Source organism: Pseudomonas sp. H26/SER47-MNA-CIBAN-0231, assembly GCF_040310465.1.
In the GTDB taxonomy this organism is placed as follows: domain Bacteria; phylum Pseudomonadota; class Gammaproteobacteria; order Pseudomonadales; family Pseudomonadaceae; genus Aquipseudomonas; species Aquipseudomonas atacamensis.
The window spans coordinates 105479-123727 of record NZ_JBEOPW010000003.1 but is presented as its reverse complement, the minus strand read 5'-3'; the positions used below and the strand labels follow the sequence as shown (position 1 = coordinate 123727).

The following is an 18249-nucleotide window of genomic DNA, read 5'->3' as shown; positions in this document are numbered from 1 at the left end:
GCTTAACCGGCCGTAACCGGCGCGGCAGGCTTGGCCACCGAGCACAGGCGAATGGAGTCGGCGAGGATCTCGATGGCTTTCGGCCGTGGGAAGCTCGCGCGCCAGGCGATCGCCACGGTGCGGAACGGTACCGGCGCGGTCAGTGGGCGCACTTCGATCACGCCGGGGGCGTAGTGATGGCTGTCCACCGCTGACAGCGGCAGGATCGAGATGCCCAGGCCGGAGGCGACCATGTGGCGAATGGTTTCCAGCGAGCTGGATTCCACCGTGGTGTGCTTGGCGCCGTCGTTGCCCTTGGTCAGCGTCGGGCAGGCCTCGAGCACCTGATCGCGGAAGCAGTGGCCTTCACCGAGCAGCAGCAGACTCTTGTCATTGAGCAGGCCGGCGTCGATGGATTCTTTTTTGGTCCACGGGTGCTGGGCCGGCATCAGGACGTAGAACGGCTCGTCGTACAGCGGCAGGGTCAGCACGTCGGCTTCGTTGAACGGCAGGGCGATGATGATCGCGTCGAGCTCGCCGTTGCGCAGTTTGTCGCGCAGTACGTGGGTAAAGTTTTCTTCGATGTACAACGGCATCTGCGGGGCGACCCGGTGCAGTTGTGGAATCAGATGCGGGAACAGATACGGGCCGACGGTGTAGATGGCGCCGACTTTCAGCGGCGCGGTCAGCTGATTCTTGCCGGCCTGGGCCAGTTCGCGAATGCCTTGGGCCTGTTCCAGGACTTTTTGCGCCTGGGCGACGATGCCTTCGCCGACCGGGGTCAGGCGCACGGCGCTTTTGCTGCGCTCGAAAATCAGCACACCGAGTTCGTCTTCAAGTTTCTTCACGCCCACCGACAGCGTCGGCTGACTGACGTGGCAACGCTCGGCGGCATGGCCGAAGTGCTGCTCTTGGGCGAGGGTAACGATGTAGCGTAATTCTGTGAGGGTCATAGCAAGCGTCCATGAAGATGCGCGCCAAGCATACCGGCTGCAATCGATAGACGCACGTTATCAGACTGCGGGCTGAGTGCGACACCGGTCGAGGTCGGTTTGCCGCTGGCAGATACGCAAAAGGCACCTTTCGGTGCCTCTTGGCTGGATCTACTGGTTAGCACATCACTTTGTGGGAGCGAGCTTGCTCGCGAATGCGGTATGTCAGACGAAACTGCTCTGACTGACCTGGCGCCTTCGCGAGCAAGCTCGCTCCCACAGGTATTGCGGTGTTGCTTAGCGACGGCGTTCGAGCGAATAAACAAACGGCGCAACAATTTCGATCGAGCCGTTGTTGAGCATGTCGGCCGGCGGCTTTGGCAGTGGTTGGGCGCGGCGGATCATGTCCAGGGTGGCCCGGTCCAGATCAGCATTGCCGGAGCGGCCCACCAGTTCGAACGACAGCACATTACCTTCGCCATCAACCACGAAGCGCAGACGATTCAAGCCTTCCTTGCCCCGCGACTGCGCACTCTGCGGGTACTTCTTGTACTTGGCCAGATGCGTGAGCAGGGCGCCTTGCCAACTGGCCTTAGCCGCCACTTGAGCTGGCGATGGGCCCGGTGCAGGCTGGGCGGATTTCTCCGTCGGTGCCTGGGTCGGCTGGGTATCGGCCGGTTTCTCCTCGGAAGGTTTTTCCTTCGGCGGCTCGGGCAGCTTTTTCTCGACCGGCTTCGGCGGTTTTGGCTTGGGCTTCGGCTTGGGTTTGGGTACCGCGATTTCCGCTTTCGGTGCTTCAGCCAGTTTCGGAATCGGCAATTCTTCCACCGGAGCCGGTGGCTGCGGCGGTGTGACGACTTTCGGCGGAGCCGGCGGTGGCGGGGCAGGCAACGGGGCCAGCTCGACCATCATTGCCTGCGGCGGCAATTCGATGGGCGGGCGGGCAGTCCAGTTCAGCGCCAGCGCGATGGCCAGCGCATGCACGCCCAGCACCACGGCCAGGCTACCGCTGTAACGCGTCAGCTTATGGCGCGTCGTGATCATTTCTTGGCTGCCGTCTCGAGACCTACCAGGCCGACCTTCAGGTAACCGGCGGCGCGCAGGCTGTCCATCACGCTCATCAGGTCACCGTAATCCACGCCTTTGTCAGCCTGGAAGAAGATCGTGGTGTCTTTCTTGCCCTGAGTCTTGGCGTCGAGGGTGGCGCCGAGGGTTTCGGCTTTCACTTCGTCGTCACCGAGGAACAGGCGCTGGTCAGCTTTCACACTGAGGAACACCGGTTTCTCTGGCCGCGGCGCCGGTTTGGCGGTCGAGGCGGGCAGGTCGACTTTGATGTCTACAGTGGCCAACGGCGCGGCCACCATGAAGATGATCAACAGCACCAGCATCACGTCGATGAACGGCGTGACGTTGATTTCGTGGTTCTCGGCCAGATCGTCGTCTGCGCCTTCTTTCAAATGCAGGCCCATGGCCGATTACCCCACTTTAACCATGTGCGGCTGCGAGCTGCGCTCAGGCTGGTGGTCGAGATCGCGGCTGACCAGCAGCAGGACTTCTGCCGAGGCATCGGAGACCTGCGCCTTGTAACCGGCGATGGAGCGGGCGAAGACGTTGTAGATCACCACCGCAGGAATCGCCGCAACCAGACCCAGTGCAGTGGCCAGCAGGGCTTCAGCGATACCCGGTGCGACAACGGCGAGGTTGGTGGTCTGGGTTTTGGCGATGCCGATGAACGAGTTCATGATGCCCCACACGGTACCGAACAGGCCGACGAACGGCGCGGTCGAACCGATGGTGGCGAGGACGCCGGTGCCGCTGCTCATGTTGCGACCGCAGGCCGCTACGAGGCGCTCAAGGCGGAAGCTGACGCGCTCCTTGATGCCTTCTTTCTCGCGGCTGTTGACCGACAGGCGCATCTCTTCGAGCGCGTCATGCACCAGCAGGTTGGCGAGGGTGCCTTCTTTACCAGCGGTGGCACTGGCTTCCTTGAGGGTGGTGGCTTTTTTCAGTGCGGCAATTTCGCCACGCAGACGACGCTTGGCGCCCATCAGCTCGAAGCCTTTGGCGATCCAGATAGTCCAGGTGATGATCGATGCGATGGCCAGACCGATCATCACGATTTTCACGATGATGTCGGCGTTCTGATACATGCCCCACGGCGACAGGTCGTGGGCCATGCCCAAGGTGTTGTCGGCTTCGAGGACTTCAGGTACGTCGGCCGCGTCGACAGCCTGCACCGGATCGGTGGCGGCCGGTGCACCCGGAGCGGCAGCGGGTGCGCTCTGCTCGGTGGCGGCTGGGGTGGCGGGCGCTTGGGCGTCGGCGAAGGCGGCGGTCGGTGCCAGCATCAGGCTGAGCAACAGAGCCGCGACGGCGCTCCAGGCGCGAGGTCGAGTGGTTGGCGAAGCGGGAGTTTGATTACGTGTCATGCTGGCCGGACCTGAGATAGAAAAACGTTGTTGCTCTTCCAGGCCTCGTGAGGCCGAGAACAAAAGTGGCGTGCATTATTGCAAGTAATTCTTGTTAACAAAAGTAATAGAGTAACTTTTTTTCCTTCATTGCTAGCCGTTCGTCCTGTGCCAGAGCTAGTCTGTGCCTTTCCGATGGGAGTTTTCTGATGTCCGCGCCTTCTGTTTTGATTGCCGGTTGTGGTGATGTCGGCAGTCGTCTGGCCACGCAATTGCTGGCGGCTGGCTGGCAAGTCCATGGCCTGCGCCGCGACGTTTCCAAGCTGCCGGAGGGTGTCATCGGCGTCGCCGGCGACCTGTTCAGCGAAGAATGCCCGGCGACCTGGCCGGTGGGTGCCGTGGATTATCTGGTGTATTGCGCAGCGGCCACCGATCACGATGAAGAGGGCTATCGCAAAGCTTACGTGCAGGGTTTGCAGAATGTGCTGAGCTGGCTGGGTGACTATGGTCAAGTGCCCGAGCGGCTGATCTTTGTGTCCAGCAGCAGCGTGTACGGCCAGCAGGATGGAGCATGGGTGGATGAGACCTCCGAGACTGTCGCGGCCGGATATTCAGGTCGCTTGATGCTCGAAGCCGAGCAGGTCGCGCTCAATAGCGGCATCCCGGCTAGCGTGCTGCGCCTGACCGGCATTTACGGTCCGGGGCGCGAGTGGCTGCTGACCCAGGTGCGTCGCGGCTATCGCGTGGCAGTCGAGCCGCCGCTGTATGGCAATCGGATTCATGCCGATGATGCAGCGGGGCTGCTGGCGTTCTTGCTGGAAAAAGACCGCGAGGGCGTCAAGCTGGACCAGCTCTATATCGGTGTGGATGACGCGCCAGCGCCGTTGGCCGAAGTGGTGGGCTGGTTGCGCGAGTATCTGGGCGTGACTGAATGGGCCGAAGACGCCAGCGTGCGGCGCACTGGCAGCAAGCGTTGCAGCAATGCGCGGGCGAAAGCGTTGGGGTGGGTGCCGAAGTATCCCAGCTACCGTGAAGGCTACGCAGCTATTCTTGAAGGTAAGTGCTGAATTACCAGCAACACAAATACCACTGTGGGAGCGAGCCTGCTCGCGAATGCGGTATGTCAGTCATTATCAGTTTGACTGACCCACCGCGTTCGCGAGCAGGCTCGCTCCCACATTTGATCTTCTGAGATTTCGGAGGCAGGTTACTGTTTCTCCAGCAACCACTTGCGCTCACCTGCGGCGAACTGCGGTTGCTCATCCGCCAGCGCAGCGTTCACTGCCTGCAGAATCTCCAGCTCCTTGCCCTTGCGCACAAAGATCCAGTTGTTGCCCTGGCCATTGAGTTGCAGCCACATGCTGTCGTTGCCATTGCTCATGGACGCGCAATCGCCGGCCAGACACAAGGCATAACGATCAACGCCCGGCAGGCCGGTCACCTGGCCGTCGGCCTGGAACTGCACGGTGCCGCCTTCACCCTGGCCGCTGGCGATGATCCAGTTACCGCCCAGATATGCCGAATACAGAGCGCGTTCGAAGCTGGCCCCGATTGGCGCGCCTTCCGGCACCGGGATCTGTGCGCGATCGAAAAGCTGTTCGGGTTCGTTGTCGCTGGCAGCTTGCTGCAGGCGCCCGCCATCGCGTTTCAGTTCGCTGGCGGAGCTGCCGTAGAAGTCGACTTTCCAGGCGCCGGACTCTTCGCCCAGCAGCCGTCCTTCGACGTTCTCAAAACCGTTGGTGTAGCGGGCCTGACCGGCCTTGGTGTTGACGTCCCATTCCAGATTCGGGCCGTAAGCCTGCAGCGCTTCACGCAGGGGACCGCCCTTGGCGGCGGCATCGATCGCCACCTGGTTGATCCAGGTGCCGCTGATGTCACGGTCGGCAGGGTCGCTGGCGCAGCCGCCGAGAAACAGGGCGAGCAGCGAGAGAGCTAGCGCTTTGCGCATGGTGGAATCCTTTCAAAACCTTTTCTTGCAGCAGTCGGCGCGGCGTGGAGGCCGCGCCGTGCGCATCACTCGATGACCAGAATGGCATCCATTTCAACCTGCGCACCCTTCGGCAGGGCGGCCACGCCAATGGCGGCGCGGGCAGGGTATGGCTGGTCGAAGTACTTGCCCATGATCTCGTTGACCTTGGCGAAGTGGCTCAGGTCGGTGAGGAAGATGTTCAGTTTGACGATGTCCTTGAACGAACCGCCGGCGGCTTCGGCCACGGCTTTGAGGTTCTCGAAGACCTGGACGGTCTGGGCTTCGAAGCCCTCAACCAGTTCCATGGTTTTCGGGTCCAGAGGAATCTGGCCCGACATGTAAACGGTGTTGCCTGCCTTGATCGCCTGGGAGTAAGTGCCGATGGCGGCCGGGGCCTTGTCGCTGGTGATGACGGTTTTGGTCATGTAGGACTCCTTGTAATAGGCAGGTTATGCACGCATGCGGGTGATGCGGATCACCCCGGTCAAAGCGCGCAGTTTCTTGATCACGCGGGCCAGGTGCACACGGTCGTGAACGCTGACCACCAACTGCACGACGCTGATGCGACCATCGCGTTCGTCCATGCTGATTTTCTCGATGTTGCCGTCGGCCGCGTTGACGCTGCTGGCCAGCAGGGCGATCAGGCCACGCTGATGTTCCAGCTCGACCCGCAGCTCGACGTTGAATTCGCCGGTGACATCCTTGGCCCACGAGAGCTGGATGCATTTTTCCGGGTTGTGCCTGATTTCGCTGATGTTGCGGCAGTTGTCCAGGTGCACGACCATGCCTTTGCCCGCCGACAGGTGACCGACAATCGGGTCGCCGGGGATCGGCGTGCAGCACTTGGCGTAACTGAGCACCAGGCCTTCGGTGCCGCGAATCGCCAGCGGACCTTCCGGACTTGGCAGTTGTTCGCCTTCGCCAAGCAGGCGGCGGGCGACCACGTAGGCCATGCGGTTGCCCAGGCCGATGTCTTCGAGCAGGTCTTCGATCAGTTCGAGGCGGTACTCGGTAAGCATTGCCTTGACGCGCTCTGCCGGGATCTTCTCCAGCGAGCTGTCGAAACCGTTAAGCACCTTGTTCAGCAGGCGTTCGCCGAGGCTGATGGACTCGGAGCGGCGTTGTAGCTTCAGCGCATGACGAATGTGCGTGCGCGCCTTGCCGGTAACGACGAAGTTGAGCCACGCCGGATTTGGCCGTGCGCCGGGGGCGCTGACGATCTCGACCGTGGAGCCGCTTTGCAGCGGTTCGGACAGCGGCGCGAGACGACGGTTGATGCGGCAGGCGATGCAGCTGTTGCCGACGTCGGTGTGTACCGCGTAAGCAAAATCGACCGCCGTGGAGCCTTTTGGCAGCTCCATGATCCGGCCTTTGGGCGTGAACACGTAGACCTCGTCCGGGAACAGGTCGATCTTCACGCTTTCGATGAATTCCAGCGAGTTGCCGGCGCGTTGCTGCATTTCCAGCACGCCTTTGACCCATTGGCGGGCGCGGGCGTGCGTGCCTTTCGGCTGCTCGTCGCCGCTGGATTTGTACAGCCAATGGGCGGCGATGCCGTTGTTGGCCATCTCTTCCATTTCGCGGGTACGGATCTGGATCTCGATCGGTACACCGTGCATGCCGAACAGCGTCGTATGCAGCGACTGGTAGCCGTTGGCCTTAGGGATCGCGATGTAATCCTTGAAGCGCCCCGGCAACGGTTTGTACAAATTATGCACAGCACCCAGTACGCGGTAGCAGGTATCGACCTTGTCGACGATGATCCGGAACGCGTAGACGTCCATGATTTCGTTGAAGGCCCGACGCTTGCCGCGCATTTTCTTGTAGATGCCGTAGAGGTGTTTCTGCCGACCGCTGACTTCGCCCTGGATGCCGTCGATGGCGAGGCAGTGGCCGAGGGACTCTTCGATCTTGTTGACGATTTCCTTGCGGTTGCCCCGGGCGCGCTTGACCGCCTGGTAGATCCGCGCGGAACGCATCGGGTGCATGGCCTTGAAGCCGAGGTCTTCGAATTCGATGCGGATCGCGTGCATGCCCAGCCGGTTGGCGATGGGTGCGTAGATCTCGAGGGTTTCCTTGGCGATGCGCCGGCGCTTTTCGCCGGACAGCACTTCCAGCGTGCGCATGTTGTGCAGACGGTCGGCGAGCTTTACCAGGATCACCCGGATGTCGCGCGCCATGGCCATGGCCATTTTCTGGAAGTTTTCCGCCTGGGCTTCGGCCTTGGTCTCGAAATTCATCTGGGTCAGTTTGCTGACCCCGTCGACCAGTTCGGCCACGGTTTCACCGAACTGCGCTTGCAGCGCTTCCTTAGCGATACCGGTGTCTTCGATCACGTCATGCAGCATCGCGGCCATCAGGCTCTGATGGTCCATGTGCATGTCGGCAAGAATATTGGCCACGGCAAGAGGATGCGTGACATACGCCTCGCCGCTGCGACGGCGTTGACCGTCATGGGCTTGTTCGGCGTAGAAATACGCTCGGCGGACCAGGTTGACCTGGTCATTGCCGAGGTAGGTCGATAAGCGATCGGCGAGGGCGTCTATGCTCGGCATGATGATTCCTGCCGAAAGCTGTGACCCCGCGCCGTGCTACGTCGACCAGGCATAGGCTTAGACGGCCTCGTTCGACTCGTCCTCGAACGCTGCGAACAGCGGTTCATCCTGGACGATTTCCTGCTCGGCGATGAACTCGTAGCTCATCAGGCCTTCAGCAATTTCACGCAGCGCGACAACGGTCGGCTTGTCGTTTTCCCACTGCACCAATGGCTCTTTGCCGCCGGTGGCCAGTTGACGGGCACGCTTGGTAGAGAGCATGACCAGCTCAAAGCGGTTTTCCACGTGTTCTAGGCAGTCTTCAACGGTTACGCGGGCCATGGTATTCCTCGGAGCGAATGCAATATGCGCGCTGCCCGGTTGGGCGAGCGGACTGAGCAGTTTAAAAAATCACCAGCGATTAGGGAAGCGCTGATTTTTTGACCAGACCCTTCAACGCGCTGCAAGCACCAATGTAAAGCGCTTGCAGGCATTTTGGGAAGTGCTGTTTTAGCCGAGCAATTCAGCCAGCAATTTGCCGAAACGCACTTGCTGGCGTTTCTGTTGCAGCTGATTGGCGCGGAAAATCGCTTTCAGATCGTCCAGCGCGTGGGCGAAATCGTCGTTGATGATCAAGTAATCGTAATCGACGTAATGGCTCATCTCGCTGACCGCCTCGCGCATGCGGCCGTCGATGATCTCGTCGCTGTCCTGGCCACGGTTGGTCAGGCGCTGGTGCAGGGCTTGCAGCGACGGCGGCAGGATGAAGATCGAGCGCGCCTGCGGCATCAGCTTGCGCACTTGCTCGGCGCCTTGCCAGTCGATTTCCAGAATCAGGTCGTGACCTTCGTCCAGGGTCTGCTGCAGGCGGCTTTGCGAGGTGCCGTAGAAGTTGCCGAAGACTTCGGCGCGCTCAAGAAAGTCGCCGTGCTCGCCCATCTTCACGAACTCTTCGCGGGTCACGAAGTGGTAGTTCACGCCATCCACTTCGCCCGGGCGCATGGCGCGGGTGGTGTGCGAAACGGAAACGCGAATCTCCGGATCGGCGTCCGTCAAGGCCTTGACCAGACTGCTCTTGCCCGCGCCCGACGGCGCGGAAATGATGTACAGGGTGCCGGTGTGTTGGGTCATGTCAGGGTAGCCTTACTCAATATTCTGCACTTGTTCGCGCATCTGCTCGATCAACACCTTGAGGTTGACGGCGGCCTGGGTGCTGCGCGGGTCGAAGGCTTTGGAGCCCAGTGTGTTGGCTTCGCGGTTGAGCTCCTGCATCAGGAAGTCCAGACGCCGCCCGGCGGCACCGCCGGACTTGAGCACCCGGCGAACTTCGATGATGTGAGTGCTCAGGCGATCCAGTTCTTCGGCCACGTCGCTTTTTTGCGCGAGGATGACCATTTCCTGTTCCAGGCGCTGCGGGTCGAGCTCGGCCTTCATGTCGGCAAAGCGGTCGAGAACCTTCTGGCGCTGGGTGGCGAGCATCTGCGGCACCAGTTCACGCAGGGTCACCACGTCTTCTTCGATGGACGTCAGGCGGTCATTGATCAAGCGAGCCAGCTCCGCGCCTTCGCGCTCGCGGCCAGCCTTCAGATCTTTCAAACCCTGATTGAACAGCGCCAGCGCTTCGGCGTTCAGCGCCTGCGGGTCGGTCGCATCGGCCACCAGCACGCCGGGCCAGGCCAGCACTTCCAGCGGATTCAGAGCAGCGGGATTCTTGATCAGCCCGGCAACGGTTTCCGCAGCAGCCACCAGTTGCGCGGCGCGCTCGCGGTCCACTTGCAGCGGTTTGCCGGTGCTTTCTTCGGTGAAGCGCAGCGTGCATTCCAGTTTGCCCCGCGACAGGCCCTGACGCAGCGCTTCACGCACGGCGCCTTCGAGGTCGCGGAACGATTCGGGCAAGCGCAGGTGCGGTTCCAGATAGCGGCTGTTGACCGAGCGCAGTTCCCAGCTCAGGGTGCCCTGAACGCCGGCTTTCTCGACGCGGGCGAAGGCGGTCATGCTGTGCACCATGGCGGTGACCTCGCAATGCAGATCGGCGCGAAACGCTGTTTCGCAGGCGCGATTTCAATGAATTTAAGCCGACTGGCAGCAAAGGCGCAGGATTGTAGCGCAGTGCGGCGAATGCGCCCAAACACACGGTGTGACAAACCGCTGCAGCCCGTCGGTTATGCGCGCTTGAGGGGCTTCGGTCGTCGGCCGGCGGTTTTAACCAGTGCCCACTCGCGGTGCAGCGCTCTATAATGCTCGGCAGTTTTCCGTCCTCAGTACAGGTATCCCTATGAAACGTCCAAGTGGTCGCGCTGCCGATCAGCTCCGCTCGATCCGCATCACCCGCAACTACACCAAACACGCCGAGGGATCCGTACTGGTCGAATTCGGTGACACCAAAGTCATCTGCACTGTCAGCGTCGAGAACGGCGTGCCGCGCTTCCTCAAAGGCCAGGGCCAGGGCTGGTTGACTGCCGAGTACGGCATGCTGCCACGCGCCACCGGCGAGCGTAACCAGCGTGAAGCCAGTCGTGGCAAGCAGGGCGGGCGTACTCTGGAAATCCAGCGCCTGATCGGCCGCTCCCTGCGCGCGGCACTGGATATGTCCAAGCTCGGCGACGTGACCCTGTACGTCGATTGCGACGTGATCCAGGCCGATGGCGGTACTCGCACCGCGTCCATCACCGGCGCCATGGTTGCGCTGGTCGATGCCCTGAAAGTGATCAAGAAGCGCGGCGGCCTGAAAGGCGGTGACCCGCTCAAGCAGATGATCGGTGCGGTCTCGGTCGGCATGTACCAGGGCGAGCCGGTGCTGGATCTGGACTATCTTGAAGATTCTGCAGCTGAAACCGACCTGAACGTGGTGATGACCAGCACCGGCGGCTTCATCGAAGTGCAGGGCACCGCTGAAGGCGCGCCGTTCCAGCCTGATGAGCTCAATGCCATGCTGGAACTGGCCAAGCAGGGCATGAACGAAATCTTCGAATTGCAGAAGGCTGCGCTGGCCGACTGAGGTTTTGACCACAAGGAGGACGTGATGAGTGACGAGCAAGAGTTGCTGCCCAAACCGAGCCAGGAGGTTCGCCAGTGGGCAATGTTCTGTCACCTGTCCGCCTTGCTGGGGATCTGGATTCCGTTCGGCAATCTGATCGGGCCGCTGATCCTTTGGCAGATGAAGCGCGAGAAGGACCCGTTCATCGATGCACAGGGTAAAGAGGCGCTGAATTTTCAGATCACTGTCGCCATTGCCTCGATGATCTGCTTCCTGCTCATGCTGCTGATCATTGGTTTCTTCCTGTTTGGCTTGCTGGCGATCGCGGCACTGGTCCTGACGATCATTGCAGGGGTCAAAGCCAACGAAGGTTTCCCATACAGATATCCGTTCACTTGGCGACTGATCAAGTAACAGTCTGTTGTATCGCTATATGGAAATGCCCCGGCTTATCGGGGCATTTTTATTTGTGCAACTCAATAATTGTTTTTTGTTGTAGGACTAGTCTGTTGTCGATGTGCGGTTTGGCATTTATTTGCTGATATTTCTCTATTACATCTTTGGTCACAACTGATCGACCGCGTGCTTATTCTCGTTCTTGTTATTGGCGCGAGCTGGTTGTTAAAGTTGCCCGATGTAATGTTTCGGTTGAAACATTCCGATATGTTCAAGCCATCGATGGCACTTGAATTCCCCAGTAATCAGTGTTGATAAAATCAGCCGGTTCACCCGTCGAGCCCAGGTAAACGCTCGCCTCGTGAATACTTAGCCAAGAATAATCCACATGATTGAGCTCGATTTCTACGGCACGCTCGTGGCCGCTTCTTTAGTACTGCTGCTCGGACGCGGACTTGTTACGCGTGTCGGCTTTCTGCGAAGTTACAATATTCCTGAACCGGTAGCAGGCGGCCTTGTGGTTGCCGTGCTCCTGTTGATATTGCGCACGTTCGATATTGAAGTCCGCTTCGATACATCATTGCAAACACCGTTAATGTTGGCTTTCTTTGCCACCATTGGCTTGAGTGCCGACCTTGCCAGTCTGAAGAAGGGCGGCCGCATTGTCGGTATCTTCCTGCTGGCGGTCATTGGCTTGCTGGTGGTGCAGAACGCCATGGGCATCGGGTTGGCAACCCTGCTCGGGCTCGACCCTTTGATGGGCTTGCTGACGGGCTCGATCACGCTGGCCGGCGGCCACGGCACTGGCGCTGCATGGGGCGCGGTGTTCAGCGAGAAATATGGCCTGGCCTCGGCTTCAGAGCTGGCGCTGGCCTCAGCTACGTTCGGTCTGGTGCTGGGTGGTCTGATTGGTGGGCCCGTTGCCCGGTTGCTGATCAAGCGCGTGGAAGTGCCGGGCTGCAGTCCCCAGCAAGCGCCGCGACTGCCGAAAGGTTTTGAACAGCCAAACAAGGAACGTTCGATCACGCCGTTTTCGTTCGTCGAGACGCTGGCGCTTATTGCCGTCAGCCTGCTCGCAGGCAACCTTCTGAATGGCTTGCTGCATGGCACTGCATTCGAACTGCCGACGTTTGTTTGCGTGCTGTTTGTGGGTGTGGTGTTGCGCAACAGTCTGTCAGCGCTTGGCTTGTATCAGGTATTCGAGCGCGAAGTTTCCGTGCTCGGCAATGTCAGCCTCTCGCTGTTTCTGGCAATCGCTTTGATGTCGCTGAAGCTTTGGGATCTGGCGGCGCTGGCATTGCCGATCTTCATCATCCTGGCCGTGCAGGCGCTGGTCATGGCGCTGTTCGCGATTTTCGTGACGTTCCGGGTGATGGGCAGCAACTACGATGCCGCAGTGCTGGCTGCGGGACATTGCGGCTTCGGTCTGGGCGCCACGCCGACGGCGATTGCCAACATGCAAGCGGTGACGCAGCGCTATGGGCCATCGCAGATCGCGTTTCTGGTAGTGCCGATGGTAGGAGCGTTCTTCATCGATATCGTTAACGTCATCGTGATCAAGCTGTACCTGGCCTTGCCATTCTTCGCTGCCGTCTAGAAAGCACGGCGCATAAAAAATGCCCGCATCTCACGATGCGGGCATTTTTTTGGCTGCGATACGACGCTTAGATGGTCAGCGTCCAGTCGTAGTCGACGATCAACGGCGCGTGCTGCGAGAACCGTGGCTGACGCGGCAGGCGTGCACTGCGCACCGAGCGACGCAGGCCCGGGGTCAGGATCTGGTAATCGAAACGCCAGCCCAGATTGAGCATCTCGGCCTGTTCGTTATCCGGCCACCAGCTGTACTGGTCGCCTTCGCGGCTGACTTCGCGCAGCGCATCGACATAGCCCATGTTGCCGACAATCTCGTCCATCCAGGCGCGTTCCGGCGCCAGGAAGCCTGGAGATTGCTGGCTGTCGCGCCAGTTCTTGATGTCGAGTTTCTGCTGCGCAACGTACAGCGAGCCACAATAAATGTACTCGCGACGTTTGCGTCGCTGTTTGTCCAGGTACTTGCCGAAATCGTCCATGAGCTTGAACTTCTGGTTCAAGTCTTCATCGCCGTTCATCCCCGAAGGAAACAGCAAGGTGGCAATACTGACTTTGTCGAAATCTGCTTGCAGGTAGCGCCCGTAGCGGTCGGCCGTCTCGAAACCGAGACCGCTGATGACAGCCTTCGGTTGCAACCGCGAATACAAAGCCACGCCGCCTTGGGCAGGGACTTCAGCATCGCAGGCATAAAGGAAGTAGCCATCCAGTTGGAAGGCTGGGTCATCCAGTTCAAAGGCGGAGGCACGGGTGTCCTGCAGGCAGATGACGTCGGCATTCTGGGCTTGCAGCCAACTGAGCAAACCGCGCTCGACTGCCGCCTGAATACCATTGACGTTCACACTGATGATCCGCATAAATGGCCCCAAAAATCGCGTGCGTGTATGATACACGGCGTCAAGCTAATTAGCTAAATCCGTGGTATTTGGGGTTTTTTTCATGCAAGCGTATCAGCGCGATTTCATTCGTTTTGCCATCGATCGCGGCGTTTTGCGCTTCGGTGAGTTCACCCTGAAGTCCGGGCGCACCAGTCCCTACTTCTTCAACGCCGGCCTGTTCAACTCGGGTTCGGCCCTGGCGCAGCTGGGGCGTTTCTACGCCGCCGCCATCGCCGAGAGCGGCATTTCCTTCGACGTTCTGTTTGGCCCGGCTTATAAAGGCATTCCGCTGGCGGCCACGACCGCCGTTGCGCTGGCCGAACATCACGGCCGTGACCTGCCATGGTGCTTCAATCGCAAGGAAGCCAAGGCCCACGGCGAGGGCGGCAGCCTGGTTGGCGCACCGCTGACTGGCGAAGTCTTGATCATCGACGACGTAATCACCGCCGGCACCGCCATTCGTGAAGTGATGCAGATTATTGCTTCCCAGGACGGCGCCAAGGCCGCCGGTGTGCTGATCGCACTGAACCGCCAGGAGCGTGGCAACGGCGAATTGTCGGCCATCCAGGAAGTCGAGCGCGACTTCGGCATTCCGGTGATCAGCATCGTCTCGCTGAATCAGGTGCTGGAATTCCTCGCCGATGATCCGCAGCTCAAGCAGCATTTGCCAGCCGTGGAAGCGTACCGCGCGCAGTTTGGCGTGTGACCAATGTGGGAGCGAGCCTGCTCGCGAATGGCCGTCACCTGTCAGCGATGTGAGGCACATTACGCTTTCGCGAGCAGGCTCGCTCCTACAGAAAAAAGACCCGGTTCAGGCAGGCTGAGTTGGGTCTTTTTTGTTGGTGATCAACGCAGTTTTTGCCATTTCATCAGCAGTCTCAGCGCCAATGCAGCGTTCACTAGCGCAAACACCAGCAGCGCAACCACCACCATCACGTACAACGTGCGATCCACATCGAAATCCCAAAGGTCCAGCGTGCTGCTGCGCATGATCCCGACTGCTGCCGGCAAGTTAACGTAAAACAGCGCCACGAACGTGCACGTCAATGGCAATGCTCGCCAGTAGAAAGCAGCCATCACCTTGTCTCGACTGCGCTTGCGGCCCTGCGAACCTTTTTGAAATTCATCCTCAGCCAGCGCTTCATTGAGCGCCGGCCACGCCAGATTGAACATGAACGTGGTCAGGGTCAGCAGCAAGCCACTGACCGCGACGATGTCACTGAACGGCATTCAGACCCAGCGTTGCAGAGAGCAATGCGTGGGAATCTTCGCTGATCTCGAATTGTCCGGCGCTGCCCTTGCGTTTGGTGATGGGTTTGAAGGTCGGCTCGTTCTGGGTGATGAGCATGTTCAATTCATCGCGGATCACGTCCGAGCTGATCACCACCAGAAACACGTTTTGCGCATGCTCGGCGGACTGGATTACGGCGCGCATGCTGTGCTGCAGGATGTCGTCGAGCTGGTTGCGAAAACGCGAAACGGTGTTTTTCAACAGGGTTTTGCTTTGGCTCTGGGTCAGCTGAAAGATCGTCGAGATCTGCGATTCGGTCGGCAGGGTTTGCCCGAAGTAACTCTGAATCAGATACAGCAGGCGATCTTGCTTGGCTTCGTCGGCCCGGCTGGGCATGCCGCCCTCGACCAGCATTTTCAGGTATTCGGTCAGGCTGGCTTTGGCGATGCGCTCCAGCGCATGGGCGATTTCAGCGTCGCCGATGCGCAAGGTCTTTTTTACCGGTTCCTTTTGTTCCTGCTCGAAAGCATCGGCGTCGATCGTGAACGAGATCTGCATGAGTCGCCGCTCCGGTTATTTGACACTGGCGGCTGGGTAGGGATCCTGGGGTGCATCTCCTTGGCCGGTGAGTACTTTCCAGCCCTTGAGTGGGTGAGAGGCTTCGGTGAAGTCAGGGCAGGGCGGCATCGAAGTCTGCGAAGGGGCTGAATATTCTCGGCCGCAGTCCACGCAGGCGTAAGTGCCAGCCGAAATGTCACTGCCGTAAGGAACGCTGTTTTTTTGCATGGGAAGATCTCCGTTGGATGAGGGGAAGATCCTATGGAGATTTATTCTGAAGGGATGTCGGACGTTTCGCTGTGTGGAGTCAGGCTTTTCCTGCGCGCATAAAAAGATCGCAGCCTTCGTCAGTTCCTACAAAAGCGGATTCTCGCGTGTGCGAAATCCCTGTAGGAGCTGTTGAAGGCTGCGATCTTTTGCTTTCAGCTATTAGCGATCAAGGACGCTTGCGATTGCTGATCAGCGTGCCCACACCGGTATCAGTGAAGATTTCCAGCAGAATCGCGTTCGGTACACGGCCGTCGATGATCAACGAACTGCCAACCCCACCCTGAACCGCTTCCAGTGCGCAGCGGATCTTCGGCAGCATGCCGCCGTAGATCGTGCCATCGGCGATCAGGTCGTCGACCTGCTGCGTGCTCAGGCCGGTCAGCACGGTGCCCGACTTGTCCATCAGGCCGGCAATGTTGGTCAGCAGCATCAACTTTTCAGCTTTCAGTGCTTCGGCAACCTTGCCCGCTACCAGGTCGGCGTTGATGTTGTACGACTCGCCGTTCTCACCGACGCCAATCGGCGCGATGACCGGGATGAAGTTGCCTTTGACCAGCAGATTCAACAGCTCGGTATTGATGCCGACGACTTCGCCGACATGGCCGATGTCGATGATTTCTGGTTGGGTCATCTCCGGGGTCTGGCGGGAGACGGTGAGCTTCTTCGCCCGGATCAGCCCGGCATCCTTACCGGTCAGGCCGATGGCGCTGCCGCCATGGCGGTTGATCAGATTGACGATGCTCTTGTTGACCTGACCGCCAAGGACCATTTCCACCACGTCCATGGTCGCCGCGTCGGTGACGCGCATGCCGTCGACGAAATGGCTTTCGATCGACAGGCGCTTGAGCAGATCACCGATCTGCGGGCCGCCACCGTGCACGACCACCGGGTTGATGCCCACGGCTTTCATCAGCACGATGTCGCGGGCGAAGCCGGTTTTCAGCTCCTCGCTTTCCATCGCGTTGCCGCCGTATTTGATCACCAGGGTCTTGCCGACATAGCGTCGGATGTAAGGCAGCGCTTCGGACAGGACCTTGGCAGTGTTGGCGGCGGCTTCGCGTTCGAGGGTCATTCAGGGCTCCGGGTGGATCAGAACGGTAGTTGGAGATCAGGTGCAACGCGTTTCAGTTGGGCGTGGAACACATCCTTGATGCGCTGCAATTCAGCCTCGTCATCGGCCTCGAAGCGCAGCACCAGCACCGGTGTGGTGTTGGACGCGCGCACCAGGCCCCAGCCTTTGGCGTAATCGACCCGCACGCCGTCGATGGTGGTCAGGTCGGCGCCTTCGCCCCACTGAGCATCGTGCAGTGCATCAATGATGCTGAATTTGCTCTCTTCGGTCACATGGATATTGATTTCCGGCGTGGAAATATCGTTCGGGAAGGTCGCAAACAGCTCTTCCGCGGTGGATTTTTCCTTGCTGAGGATCTCCAGCAGACGTGCGGCGCTGTAGATGCCGTCGTCGAAACCGAACCAGCGCTCCTTGAAGAAGATGTGCCCGCTCATTTCGCCGGCCAACAGCGCGCCGGATTGTTTCATTTTCTTTTTGATCAACGAGTGACCGGTCTTCCACATTAGCGGCCGACCGCCGTATTCCTTGATCAATGGCACCAGGCGACGGGTGCATTTGACGTCGAAAATGATTTCCGCGTCCGGGTTGCGTGCCACCACATCGCGGGCGAACAGCATCAGCAGACGATCCGGGTAGACGATACTGCCGGTGTTGGTCACCACGCCGACGCGGTCGCCGTCACCGTCGAAGGCCAGGCCGATATCGGCGTTGGTTTCCTTGACCTTGGCGATCAGGTCGACAAGGTTTTCCGGTTTGCCCGGATCCGGGTGATGGTTAGGGAAGTTGCCGTCGACTTCGCAGAACAGCGGGATGACTTCGCAGTTCAGCGCTTCGATCAGTTGCGGGGCGATCACGCCGGCCGCGCCGTTGCCGCAGTCGACCACGACTTTCAGGCGACGAGCGAGTTTGATGTCCTGGACGATTTCGGTGTTGTAGCGGTCGAGGATTTCGACCTGAGTGACGCTACCCTGGCCGCTGCTCAGGTCATTGTTCTTGATGCGCTCGTGGAGCACTTGAATCTGCTCGTTGGCGAGGGTGTCGCCGGCGATGACGATTTTGAAGCCGTTGTAGTTCGACGGATTGTGGCTACCGGTGAGCATCACCCCGGACTTGCCGGCCAGCACGTTGGCGGCGTAATACAGCGCAGGCGTTGGCACCAGACCGACATCGCTGACGTGGCAACCGCTCTCGGCGATGCCGCGAATGAGTTCCGCGACCAGCTCCGGGCCGGACAGGCGACCGTCACGACCGACCGACACGTTCGGTTCGCCCTGTGCCAGGCTCTGCGAGCCGATGGCACGGCCGATCCAGTAAGCGGTTTCACCATTGAGGAATTCCGGCACGGTGCCACGAATGTCGTAGGCGCGGAAAATGCTGTCAGGCAGCTTCGGGGCGATCTTGGCGGGGGTGCTCATCTGTGGACATGCTCCATCTCGAAAAGGGCGGGACAGACCGGCG

At 59.8% G+C, this 18249-nt stretch carries 19 protein-coding genes and 1 pseudogene; 5 read left to right on the top strand and 15 right to left on the bottom strand.

The features are described from left to right. Window positions 1–2 precede the first annotated feature (2 nt). From AAEZ10_RS05930 to exbB, 4 genes are all read right to left on the bottom strand, one after another. The gene (locus AAEZ10_RS05930) at window positions 3–932 is read right to left on the bottom strand and encodes a hydrogen peroxide-inducible genes activator (protein WP_024014805.1); all 930 of its coding nucleotides are present in this window, start codon (window positions 930–932) and stop codon (window positions 3–5) included. Window positions 933–1208: 276 nt separating this feature from the next. After that, the gene (locus AAEZ10_RS05925; protein WP_071172106.1) at window positions 1209–1955 is read right to left on the bottom strand and encodes a TonB family protein; all 747 of its coding nucleotides are present in this window, start codon (window positions 1953–1955) and stop codon (window positions 1209–1211) included. After that, on the bottom strand, window positions 1952–2380 hold the full coding sequence (gene exbD, locus AAEZ10_RS05920; protein WP_016772535.1) for a TonB system transport protein ExbD: 429 nt from the start codon (window positions 2378–2380) through the stop codon (window positions 1952–1954). The genes AAEZ10_RS05925 and exbD overlap by 4 nt, the downstream gene beginning before the upstream one ends. Window positions 2381–2386: 6 nt before the next feature. After that, window positions 2387–3340, bottom strand: a complete 954-nt coding sequence (gene exbB / locus AAEZ10_RS05915; RefSeq protein ID WP_350568374.1) for a tonB-system energizer ExbB — start codon at window positions 3338–3340, stop codon at window positions 2387–2389. Between the two features lie 188 nt (window positions 3341–3528). Between exbB and AAEZ10_RS05910 the strand changes: the two genes are divergently transcribed. Continuing rightward, window positions 3529–4386, top strand: coding sequence for an SDR family oxidoreductase (locus AAEZ10_RS05910; protein WP_122748288.1), 858 nt, complete (start codon window positions 3529–3531; stop codon window positions 4384–4386). Between the two features lie 140 nt (window positions 4387–4526). Here the strand turns inward: AAEZ10_RS05910 and AAEZ10_RS05905 are convergent, their stop codons facing one another. The 6 genes from AAEZ10_RS05905 to AAEZ10_RS05880 all read right to left on the bottom strand — a co-directional run bounded on the left by AAEZ10_RS05905 (window position 4527) and on the right by AAEZ10_RS05880 (window position 9829). Then, the gene (locus tag AAEZ10_RS05905; RefSeq protein WP_071172109.1) at window positions 4527–5267 is read right to left on the bottom strand and encodes a hypothetical protein; all 741 of its coding nucleotides are present in this window, start codon (window positions 5265–5267) and stop codon (window positions 4527–4529) included. Window positions 5268–5332: 65 nt separating this feature from the next. Next, window positions 5333–5713 (bottom strand): deaminase RidA, encoded by a 381-nt coding sequence (ridA, locus tag AAEZ10_RS05900; protein ID WP_014340863.1) that lies wholly within the window; start codon window positions 5711–5713, stop codon window positions 5333–5335. 24 nt (window positions 5714–5737) lie between these two features. Further along, on the bottom strand, window positions 5738–7843 hold the full coding sequence (gene spoT, locus AAEZ10_RS05895) for a bifunctional GTP diphosphokinase/guanosine-3',5'-bis pyrophosphate 3'-pyrophosphohydrolase (RefSeq protein WP_007920338.1): 2106 nt from the start codon (window positions 7841–7843) through the stop codon (window positions 5738–5740). A 57-nt stretch (window positions 7844–7900) separates the two neighbouring features. Further along, a complete protein-coding gene (gene rpoZ / locus AAEZ10_RS05890; protein ID WP_008030604.1) occupies window positions 7901–8164 on the bottom strand; it encodes a DNA-directed RNA polymerase subunit omega in 264 nt (87 codons plus the stop codon). Window positions 8165–8332: 168 nt separating this feature from the next. Next, window positions 8333–8953 (bottom strand): guanylate kinase, encoded by a 621-nt coding sequence (gene gmk / locus AAEZ10_RS05885; protein WP_039757364.1) that lies wholly within the window; start codon window positions 8951–8953, stop codon window positions 8333–8335. A 12-nt stretch (window positions 8954–8965) separates the two neighbouring features. Then, window positions 8966–9829 carry a YicC/YloC family endoribonuclease gene (locus tag AAEZ10_RS05880; RefSeq protein WP_016770639.1) on the bottom strand — a complete coding sequence of 288 codons (864 nt, stop codon included), beginning with the start codon at window positions 9827–9829 and terminating at the stop codon, window positions 8966–8968. Window positions 9830–10097: 268 nt separating this feature from the next. Here AAEZ10_RS05880 and rph point away from each other — a divergent pair, with 268 nt between their 5' ends. From rph to gltS, 3 genes are all read left to right on the top strand, one after another. Further along, entirely contained in the window at window positions 10098–10820 is a 723-nt protein-coding gene (gene rph, locus AAEZ10_RS05875) for a ribonuclease PH (protein WP_024014799.1), read from the top strand. A gap of 24 nt (window positions 10821–10844) precedes the next feature. Next, entirely contained in the window at window positions 10845–11213 is a 369-nt protein-coding gene (locus AAEZ10_RS05870) for a DUF4870 domain-containing protein (protein ID WP_016772541.1), read from the top strand. A 370-nt stretch (window positions 11214–11583) separates the two neighbouring features. Further along, window positions 11584–12792, top strand: coding sequence for a sodium/glutamate symporter (gltS, locus tag AAEZ10_RS05865; protein WP_243241298.1), 1209 nt, complete (start codon window positions 11584–11586; stop codon window positions 12790–12792). 67 nt (window positions 12793–12859) lie between these two features. Here the strand turns inward: gltS and crc are convergent, their stop codons facing one another. Beyond that, complete coding sequence (crc, locus tag AAEZ10_RS05860; protein WP_016772543.1) at window positions 12860–13639, bottom strand: catabolite repression control protein Crc; 780 nt, start codon at window positions 13637–13639, stop codon at window positions 12860–12862. Window positions 13640–13721: 82 nt separating this feature from the next. Between crc and pyrE the strand changes: the two genes are divergently transcribed. Further along, window positions 13722–14366 (top strand): orotate phosphoribosyltransferase, encoded by a 645-nt coding sequence (pyrE, locus tag AAEZ10_RS05855; protein WP_016772544.1) that lies wholly within the window; start codon window positions 13722–13724, stop codon window positions 14364–14366. A gap of 140 nt (window positions 14367–14506) precedes the next feature. Here the strand turns inward: pyrE and AAEZ10_RS05850 are convergent, their stop codons facing one another. From AAEZ10_RS05850 to AAEZ10_RS05835, 4 genes and pseudogenes are all read right to left on the bottom strand, one after another. Further along, entirely contained in the window at window positions 14507–14890 is a 384-nt protein-coding gene (locus tag AAEZ10_RS05850; protein WP_110644510.1) for a hypothetical protein, read from the bottom strand. After that, the gene (locus AAEZ10_RS05845) at window positions 14877–15449 is read right to left on the bottom strand and encodes a hypothetical protein (RefSeq protein ID WP_350568364.1); all 573 of its coding nucleotides are present in this window, start codon (window positions 15447–15449) and stop codon (window positions 14877–14879) included. The genes AAEZ10_RS05850 and AAEZ10_RS05845 overlap by 14 nt, the downstream gene beginning before the upstream one ends. Window positions 15450–15885: 436 nt before the next feature. Then, window positions 15886–16791 carry an acetylglutamate kinase gene (argB, locus tag AAEZ10_RS05840; protein ID WP_016772548.1) on the bottom strand — a complete coding sequence of 302 codons (906 nt, stop codon included), beginning with the start codon at window positions 16789–16791 and terminating at the stop codon, window positions 15886–15888. A 17-nt stretch (window positions 16792–16808) separates the two neighbouring features. After that, window positions 16809–18212, bottom strand: a pseudogene (locus AAEZ10_RS05835) (phosphomannomutase/phosphoglucomutase); the annotation flags it as partial. Window positions 18213–18249 lie beyond the last annotated feature (37 nt).

Excerpts from the sequence above, each read along its gene's own strand:
- exbB (WP_350568374.1), bottom strand. The coding sequence starts at position 3,340 with ATGACACGTAATCAAACTCCCGCTTCGCCAACCACTCGACCTCGCGCC.
- AAEZ10_RS05870 (WP_016772541.1), top strand. The coding sequence starts at position 10,845 with ATGAGTGACGAGCAAGAGTTGCTGCCCAAACCGAGCCAGGAGGTTCGC.
- spoT (WP_007920338.1), bottom strand. The coding sequence starts at position 7,843 with ATGCCGAGCATAGACGCCCTCGCCGATCGCTTATCGACCTACCTCGGC.
- pyrE (WP_016772544.1), top strand. The coding sequence starts at position 13,722 with ATGCAAGCGTATCAGCGCGATTTCATTCGTTTTGCCATCGATCGCGGC.
- gmk (WP_039757364.1), bottom strand. The coding sequence starts at position 8,953 with ATGACCCAACACACCGGCACCCTGTACATCATTTCCGCGCCGTCGGGC.
- AAEZ10_RS05905 (WP_071172109.1), bottom strand. The coding sequence starts at position 5,267 with ATGCGCAAAGCGCTAGCTCTCTCGCTGCTCGCCCTGTTTCTCGGCGGC.
- AAEZ10_RS05925 (WP_071172106.1), bottom strand. The coding sequence starts at position 1,955 with ATGATCACGACGCGCCATAAGCTGACGCGTTACAGCGGTAGCCTGGCC.
- AAEZ10_RS05880 (WP_016770639.1), bottom strand. The coding sequence starts at position 9,829 with ATGGTGCACAGCATGACCGCCTTCGCCCGCGTCGAGAAAGCCGGCGTT.
- AAEZ10_RS05910 (WP_122748288.1), top strand. The coding sequence starts at position 3,529 with ATGTCCGCGCCTTCTGTTTTGATTGCCGGTTGTGGTGATGTCGGCAGT.
- gltS (WP_243241298.1), top strand. The coding sequence starts at position 11,584 with ATGATTGAGCTCGATTTCTACGGCACGCTCGTGGCCGCTTCTTTAGTA.
- AAEZ10_RS05930 (WP_024014805.1), bottom strand. The coding sequence starts at position 932 with ATGACCCTCACAGAATTACGCTACATCGTTACCCTCGCCCAAGAGCAG.
- rpoZ (WP_008030604.1), bottom strand. The coding sequence starts at position 8,164 with ATGGCCCGCGTAACCGTTGAAGACTGCCTAGAACACGTGGAAAACCGC.
- exbD (WP_016772535.1), bottom strand. The coding sequence starts at position 2,380 with ATGGGCCTGCATTTGAAAGAAGGCGCAGACGACGATCTGGCCGAGAAC.
- AAEZ10_RS05850 (WP_110644510.1), bottom strand. The coding sequence starts at position 14,890 with ATGCCGTTCAGTGACATCGTCGCGGTCAGTGGCTTGCTGCTGACCCTG.
- rph (WP_024014799.1), top strand. The coding sequence starts at position 10,098 with ATGAAACGTCCAAGTGGTCGCGCTGCCGATCAGCTCCGCTCGATCCGC.
- ridA (WP_014340863.1), bottom strand. The coding sequence starts at position 5,713 with ATGACCAAAACCGTCATCACCAGCGACAAGGCCCCGGCCGCCATCGGC.
- argB (WP_016772548.1), bottom strand. The coding sequence starts at position 16,791 with ATGACCCTCGAACGCGAAGCCGCCGCCAACACTGCCAAGGTCCTGTCC.
- AAEZ10_RS05845 (WP_350568364.1), bottom strand. The coding sequence starts at position 15,449 with ATGCAGATCTCGTTCACGATCGACGCCGATGCTTTCGAGCAGGAACAA.
- crc (WP_016772543.1), bottom strand. The coding sequence starts at position 13,639 with ATGCGGATCATCAGTGTGAACGTCAATGGTATTCAGGCGGCAGTCGAG.